Genomic DNA, 6,254 nt, shown 5'->3' with positions numbered 1-6,254 from the left:
TCTGGATAACTAACTCTAGTTCCCACAGAAAAAACACCTCCACGTTGATGTATTAAGGTTCAATACCCGTTTTTCAACGTAAGGTGTTTTTATTTGTCTCATTTTCTTATGTCAGTGCAGAAGTCTCCGTGGGTCTAACTTATTTTATATCCTGATGGATCATGAATGTTACGATTTCCGGGAAGAACGATAGAAGTGCCATGACAAGGAGCATGATGACGGCGTATGGAATGACGCCTTTCACAATCTCGCTTATCGTGTTTTCTTTGTTCAATCCTTTCAATACGAACAGGTTCATGCCGACTGGTGGTGAGATAAGAGCCAGCTCCATATTGATGACCATGATGATAGCGAACCAGATTGGGTCGAAACCAAGCGCCATGATAATCGGGTAAAGAATCGGCAAAGTGATAACAAGAATCGATACAGTTTCCAAGAACATACCGAGGATCAATAATACGAGATTGATCAAAATGAAGATAATCCACGGATTAATGTCCTGGGATGTCGCAAAGTTGACGATGCCTTGAGGAATCTGAAGGATTGTCATAATATAGCCTAATAGCATTGCACCGATGATAATGAAGAGAATCATTGTGTTCGTTTTCACTGTTGAAACGAGGATTTCCTTCATCGTCGTCATATTAATGTTCTTATAAATAAAAGCGGCAACTAAGAAACTGAGCACAACGCCGACAGCAGCTGCTTCCGTCGGGGTAAAGATGCCCGTATAAATTCCGCCAATAATGACGACCGGCAACATTAATCCCCAAATCGCCTTTCTCGAAGCTTCCATCCGTTCTGCCCAAGTCGCAGGTTTGTCCTTAATATGGCGAGTTTGGTAGGACGAGAAGATCATGAATGCAATCGTCATGATCGCTCCAGGAACAATTCCAGCTATAAATAGCTTACCGACAGACTCCCCTGTTACCGATCCATAGATGATCATTGGAATACTTGGCGGAATCAAAATGCCGAGTGTTCCACCTGCAGCTAGTAACCCCAATACATGGCGTTTGTTATAGCCTCGTCTCACCATTTCAGGTAGTGCTACAGCACCGACAGTAACGGCGGTTGCCACACTGGAACCCGATATAGCGGAGAAAACGGTACAGCAGAACAATGTTGCAATGGCAAGTCCCCCTGGGAAATGTCTGAACCATCTGCTTGCCATCTCATACAAATCCCGACCAACGCCGCTGACGACAAGCACTTGGCTCATCAATACATACATCGGCAAGGCTGTCAGTGTGAAATCATCCAATGACTTATACGAAATAATTGGAATCTGCATGAAGGCAAACGTTCCGCCATTGAAGAAATACATTCCTGCAACGGCCAGTAAACTAAGCGAAAAGGCGACAGGTAGTCCAATCAGAAGGAGGACACCCAATCCACCCGTAAAGAATAGATTCATATGTGTTCCCCTCCTCTATGTACGCCGCCATCGATAATTTGCAAGATGAAAGCGATGCAGAGCAGGACGCCGCCGATCACGAGGAAGGATTCCGGTAAATACATCGGAATCCTTAAAAGTGATGCAGATGTAACGCCTAAGTTGAATGTCTTCACGACATGCATGTAACTATAAATTGTAAAGATAATGCTAAATACCAAGCCAAGAGAATTCGTAAGGTAAGCTAGCACAGTTTTCATTCGATCATTGACATTATTGACTAATAAATCAACAGTAATATGCGAATAGGTCCGAACCGCGTAGGCACTACCTAAGAAACAACTGCCGATGATCGCATAGATGGATAATTCAGTCGCCCAAGAAGTCGGTTTATGGAAAAAGGACCTCGAGACAACTTCGTAGAACGTCATGACGGTTGTCAATAAAATGAGCACACCCGCGATGTACGCACCCCATCTAATGAGCAGATCCATAATATTATAGACCTTTTTCAAAGCGGTTCCCCCCTAAATCTAATAAATTCAGTCCACCAAGTCTAATAGTTCTTTTCCTAAGTCGCCGGCATTTTTCACGAATACGTCACGTACAGGTGCTGCAGCTTCTTTCCATACATCCAGCTCATCTGCAGGTACGACGTAGACTTCCATTCCTTTTTCTTCAAGTGCTTTTGCCGATTCGGCATCTTCTTTTTCGGCTTGTTCACGAATCCAAACTTCAGTTTCTGCAGCCACTTCAGTAATCAAGTCTTGTGTTTTGGCAGGAAGTCCATCCCAGTAATCTTTATTAACAGCCAAAAGGAATTCCAAATACGCATAGTTATTGATTGTCAAATATTTCGTTACTTCGTCGTATTTACGTTGCAGCATTGCTGTCGTACCGGATGTTGCACCATCTACTGTGTCACGTTGAAGAGCCATATACACTTCCCCTCCACCCATGAACACTGGTGATGCCCCGTATGCTTTGATCAATTCGGAAGGCAAATCTCCGATACTTCTAATCTTTAATCCTTTGAAGTCTTCTGGTGATTTCAAAGGACGCTTGTTATTTGCAAATTGGACATATCCATAGTCAGCGAAGATTAACACTTTCGCACCTTTTTCTTCCATCGCACTTCGGAGCTTATCACCAAACTCACCATTCACTGCTTCTCCTACAGCAGAGTAGTCATTAAATACGTAGGGGACATCGAAAATACCCATAGCTGGCACTGTCGAAGACCAAAGCGTTGACGAGTTCACACCCATTTCTACTCCACCTGATAAAATTGACTGGTTCATGTCTTTGTCACTTAATAATTGCCCCGCTGGGTACACTTGCACTTTCACTTTTCCACCGGATTTCTCTGTAACTTCTTTTGCAAAGTTTTCGATACCGACTGCGACGTGATGATCTTGAGGCAAGTTGTATGCTAGACGGATTGTCGTTGCCTCGTATCCGTCCCCGCTGTCAGCTACAGCCTTATCTTCCGTTTTTTCGTTGCCGCATGCGGAAAGCAAGACCATCCCAATGATTGAAATTAATAAACCTAACATCCATTTTTTCATAACGTATTCTCCTTTTCCCTTTGTTTTTCCACGTGGCGGATTCGCCCGAGCGGATTTTTTGTTGATAAACTTGCCGCATAATCAGCGACCCCTAATAGTTTTTGAAAATCGACCCCTGTTGGAATGTTCATTCTCTCGAATAAATAAACGAGATCCTCTGTTGCCAAATTACCCGCGGCCCCCGGTGCAAATGGACAGCCACCGATGCCGCTAGCGGAAGTTTCAAAAATTCGTACACCCGCTTGGTAAGCTGCATAGGCATTCGCCAATCCCAGTCCGCGCGTGTCGTGCAAATGGATGGCGACAGGTGTGTCGCCTGCAATGGCGAGCACTTTCTTCATCAGCCTTTCGACATGATCTGGGGTAGCAATGCCGATTGTGTCCGCGATGCCAATCCTGTCGACGCCTGCCTCTTTGATGCGACGGACAATTTGTAAAACATCCTCTTCATCGACATCTCCTTCATACGGGCAGCCAAAGCTGACAGCGACTGAAAAGGTTGTCTTAATACCGTCTTCCTTCGCTTTCTGCAACACTTGAAGGAATTGGGACATATTATCCTCGATTGTCATCCCGATATTCTTTTCGTTGAATGTTTCCGTTGCGGCACTGACCCAGTTCACTTCCGATAACCGGTGTTCCCTTGCCCGCTCATACCCTTTCAGATTGGGAATCAAAGCAATCGCTTCGAGTTCTTCATTAGAAGCGAGCGCTTGAAGCACTTCGCTTGCATCCGCCATTTGAGGCACTTTCAACGGGTGTACGAAAGATGTCACTTCGACTTTATGAATTCCTGCAGCAACCAGTTTGTTGACAAGCTGTACTTTTTCCTCCACGCTTACCGGTCTTGGATCGTTTTGCAGACCATCGCGAGGGCTGACGTCAATAATCGTAACGCCTTCCATTTAGATGACCCCTTTCTCTTTTAGACGCTTGAATTCTTCTTCCGTCAGGCCGATGAAATCCGTATAGACTTCTTCATTGTGGGCCCCAAGAACCGGGCCGTTCCAGTCGATATCTCCCGGTGTTTCTGATAACTTCGGTACAATCCCAGGGACAGTCATTTTCACACCGTCATCCAATTCGATTTTCCTCAACATATCTCGTGCTTGGTAATGTTCGTCATTCACGATGTCGTTGATGCCATAGATCGGACCTACAGGCACCGAAGCTTCATCCAATATGCGTCGCACTTCATCCATCGAATGCTGCATCGTCCATTCTTCAATCGCTCCATCTATGATTTCCACATGATCCGCACGGCCCTGATTCGATGCATACCGAGGGTCATTCGCCAAATCTTCTCTGCCGATTGCCGTCATGAGACGCTGGAAGATGCGGTCTCCATTTCCACCGATGACAATATGCTTCCCATCGGCGCATTTGTACGTGTTCGAAGGGGCAATTCCCGGTAAGGTGCTCCCCGTCCGCTCCCTTACGAGTCCCGTCAAATCGTATTCCGGAAGAATGCCTTCCAGCAGGCTGAACACCGCTTCATACAGTGCAACGTCAACAACTTGCCCTTTCCTCTCCAGGTCTTCATCACGCGCACGGAGTGCCATCAATGTTCCGATTACCGCATACAGGCCTGCAATCATGTCACCGATTGCAATGCCTGCACGGACTGGCGGACGGTCCGGGTAACCCGTCAAAAAGCGCAAGCCGCCAATCGCTTCCGCTACACTACCGAAACCTGGTTTTTCTTTATAGGGCCCTGTTTGTCCATATCCTGAAATCCGGGTAAGGATGATCGATGGGTTCACTTTTTGTAGTTCCTCAAAGCCGAGCCCCCATCTTTCCAATGTTCCTGGCTTAAAATTTTCAAGGACGACATCTACTTTGCCGATCAACGACCTAACGATGTCCTGTCCTTCCGATTCACGAAGATTAATCGTCACTGACTTCTTATTCCTGCTTTGGACGTACCACCAAACTGATGTGTCCCCGTGCATAACCCGCCAATTGCGGAGCGGATCCCCATTTTTAGGTTCTTCGACTTTAATTACTTCTGCCCCAAATTCCGCGAAAAGCTTTCCCGCAAATGGCGCAGCGACTAAATTGCCCAATTCCAAAATTTTGACACCTTCTAAAGGCTTCTTCTTGCTGTTCATCTAGCATCCCCCTTGCTCGGCAGCCACTCTCATGAACGCTTCATAATCATGTTCAATATGCTGCCGCATTAATTCCCTTGCCTTCTCTGAATCTTGATCTGCGATTGCCTCGTATATTTCCATATGGTCTGAAAGTGCTTCCTTTGCATATCCAGGATTGGCCGCCAAAATGACTTTTCGATAAAAACTGTTGACTCCCCTTAATTGCAATGTCATTGAAACGAGTAACGGATTCCTGCTTGCGCAAACAATCAATTCGTGAAATTTAAAATTGACGTCGAGCAATCCTCTGAAGTTGTTATTTCCCATTTCCTTTTTCATTTCTTCGATAAAAGACTTTAATTCCCTAACTTCATCAGGATGTCTCCTTTTTGCTGCATAAAAGGCGGCAAGCGATTCCATTTCCACTCGAATTTCGTACAGATTGCGGAAGTCATCGGTCGTCGGATTCGCAACAGTTACCCCGCCCGTCGTATTGACGTCTAGCAACCCATCCTTTTCGAGCATTCTGACCGCTTCTCGGATTGGACTTCTGCTCACTTTTAACGTCTCGGAAATTTTTTCTTCTATTAATCTCTCTCCTGGGGCGATTTCTCCGAGTATGATCGCATTTTTTAAATAGTCGTAGACTTGCTCTTTTAAAGTTGTTTTCTTTACGACAAACCCCGACATCAACCGCACCTCAATTCTTGTCGACTGTATACAGTATGCTAACGACAGAATAAACAAATTGTTTAAACTTGTCAATTATATTTTAGTATAATTAATTATCAACCAATTTAAAGAAGTTAAAAATCGTACGTTATAATGTAATTTTTACAATTATTTTATAATTAGTATAATAAGACTACTATTCTGTCACTTCTTATGCTATACTGGATAAAATTTAAGAAAAAAGGAGGATAATATATGGATTGGAACGGTTTTTCACCTGTTCATCGGACACTTCAGAAATCCCCCGATAACATGTCAGAGATTATGACGACTCATGATACTTATCTTTCTGATCTGACACCTGCAGAAGTAGTCGCGTTTAAGTGTAATCGCTTACATAACATCATGTATGTAGATGACCATTGGAACTACATATTTCCATGCATTAAAGAATTCAACCAACAGTATTCTTCTGTTTCATATGAAAGATAAAAAAACAGGCAGCCTACTCAAATAAGTAGGCTG

The 6,254-nt window shown here is 44.4% G+C and carries 7 protein-coding genes; 1 reads left to right on the top strand and 6 read right to left on the bottom strand.

From position 1 onward, the window contains the following. Positions 1-139: 139 nt before the first annotated feature. From MHZ92_RS20690 to MHZ92_RS20665, 6 genes are read right to left on the bottom strand one after another with little or no spacing between them, the layout of a single operon-like run. Positions 140-1,417 (bottom strand): TRAP transporter large permease, encoded by a 1,278-nt coding sequence (locus MHZ92_RS20690; RefSeq protein WP_239433611.1) that lies wholly within the window; start codon positions 1,415-1,417, stop codon positions 140-142. Further along, positions 1,414-1,911 carry a TRAP transporter small permease gene (locus MHZ92_RS20685; protein ID WP_239433610.1) on the bottom strand — a complete coding sequence of 166 codons (498 nt, stop codon included), beginning with the start codon at positions 1,909-1,911 and terminating at the stop codon, positions 1,414-1,416. Before MHZ92_RS20685 ends, MHZ92_RS20690 begins: the two co-directional genes overlap by 4 nt. Before the next feature lie 27 nt (positions 1,912-1,938). Then, a complete protein-coding gene (locus MHZ92_RS20680; protein ID WP_239433609.1) occupies positions 1,939-2,964 on the bottom strand; it encodes a TRAP transporter substrate-binding protein in 1,026 nt (341 codons plus the stop codon). Then, a complete protein-coding gene (locus tag MHZ92_RS20675; protein WP_239433608.1) occupies positions 2,961-3,869 on the bottom strand; it encodes a hydroxymethylglutaryl-CoA lyase in 909 nt (302 codons plus the stop codon). The genes MHZ92_RS20680 and MHZ92_RS20675 overlap by 4 nt, the downstream gene beginning before the upstream one ends. Next, positions 3,870-5,075 (bottom strand): CaiB/BaiF CoA transferase family protein, encoded by a 1,206-nt coding sequence (locus tag MHZ92_RS20670; protein ID WP_239433607.1) that lies wholly within the window; start codon positions 5,073-5,075, stop codon positions 3,870-3,872. After that, positions 5,076-5,747, bottom strand: a complete 672-nt coding sequence (locus MHZ92_RS20665; protein WP_239433606.1) for a GntR family transcriptional regulator — start codon at positions 5,745-5,747, stop codon at positions 5,076-5,078. Between the two features lie 237 nt (positions 5,748-5,984). Here MHZ92_RS20665 and MHZ92_RS20660 point away from each other — a divergent pair, with 237 nt between their 5' ends. Then, positions 5,985-6,221, top strand: a complete 237-nt coding sequence (locus tag MHZ92_RS20660) for a hypothetical protein (RefSeq protein ID WP_239433605.1) — start codon at positions 5,985-5,987, stop codon at positions 6,219-6,221. Positions 6,222-6,254 lie beyond the last annotated feature (33 nt).

The sequence above is a fragment of the Sporosarcina sp. ACRSL genome, assembly GCF_022346605.1.
In the GTDB taxonomy this organism is placed as follows: Bacteria; Bacillota; Bacilli; order Bacillales_A; family Planococcaceae; genus Sporosarcina.
This window is presented reverse-complemented; position numbering and strand designations above follow the sequence as displayed.

What these genes read in the sequence shown, in the direction of transcription:
- MHZ92_RS20690 (WP_239433611.1), bottom strand. Translation starts at nt 1,417, where the DNA reads ATGAATCTATTCTTTACGGGTGGATTGGGTGTCCTCCTTCTGATTGGA.
- MHZ92_RS20680 (WP_239433609.1), bottom strand. Translation starts at nt 2,964, where the DNA reads ATGAAAAAATGGATGTTAGGTTTATTAATTTCAATCATTGGGATGGTC.
- MHZ92_RS20675 (WP_239433608.1), bottom strand. Translation starts at nt 3,869, where the DNA reads ATGGAAGGCGTTACGATTATTGACGTCAGCCCTCGCGATGGTCTGCAA.
- MHZ92_RS20670 (WP_239433607.1), bottom strand. Translation starts at nt 5,075, where the DNA reads ATGAACAGCAAGAAGAAGCCTTTAGAAGGTGTCAAAATTTTGGAATTG.
- MHZ92_RS20665 (WP_239433606.1), bottom strand. Translation starts at nt 5,747, where the DNA reads ATGTCGGGGTTTGTCGTAAAGAAAACAACTTTAAAAGAGCAAGTCTAC.
- MHZ92_RS20660 (WP_239433605.1), top strand. Translation starts at nt 5,985, where the DNA reads ATGGATTGGAACGGTTTTTCACCTGTTCATCGGACACTTCAGAAATCC.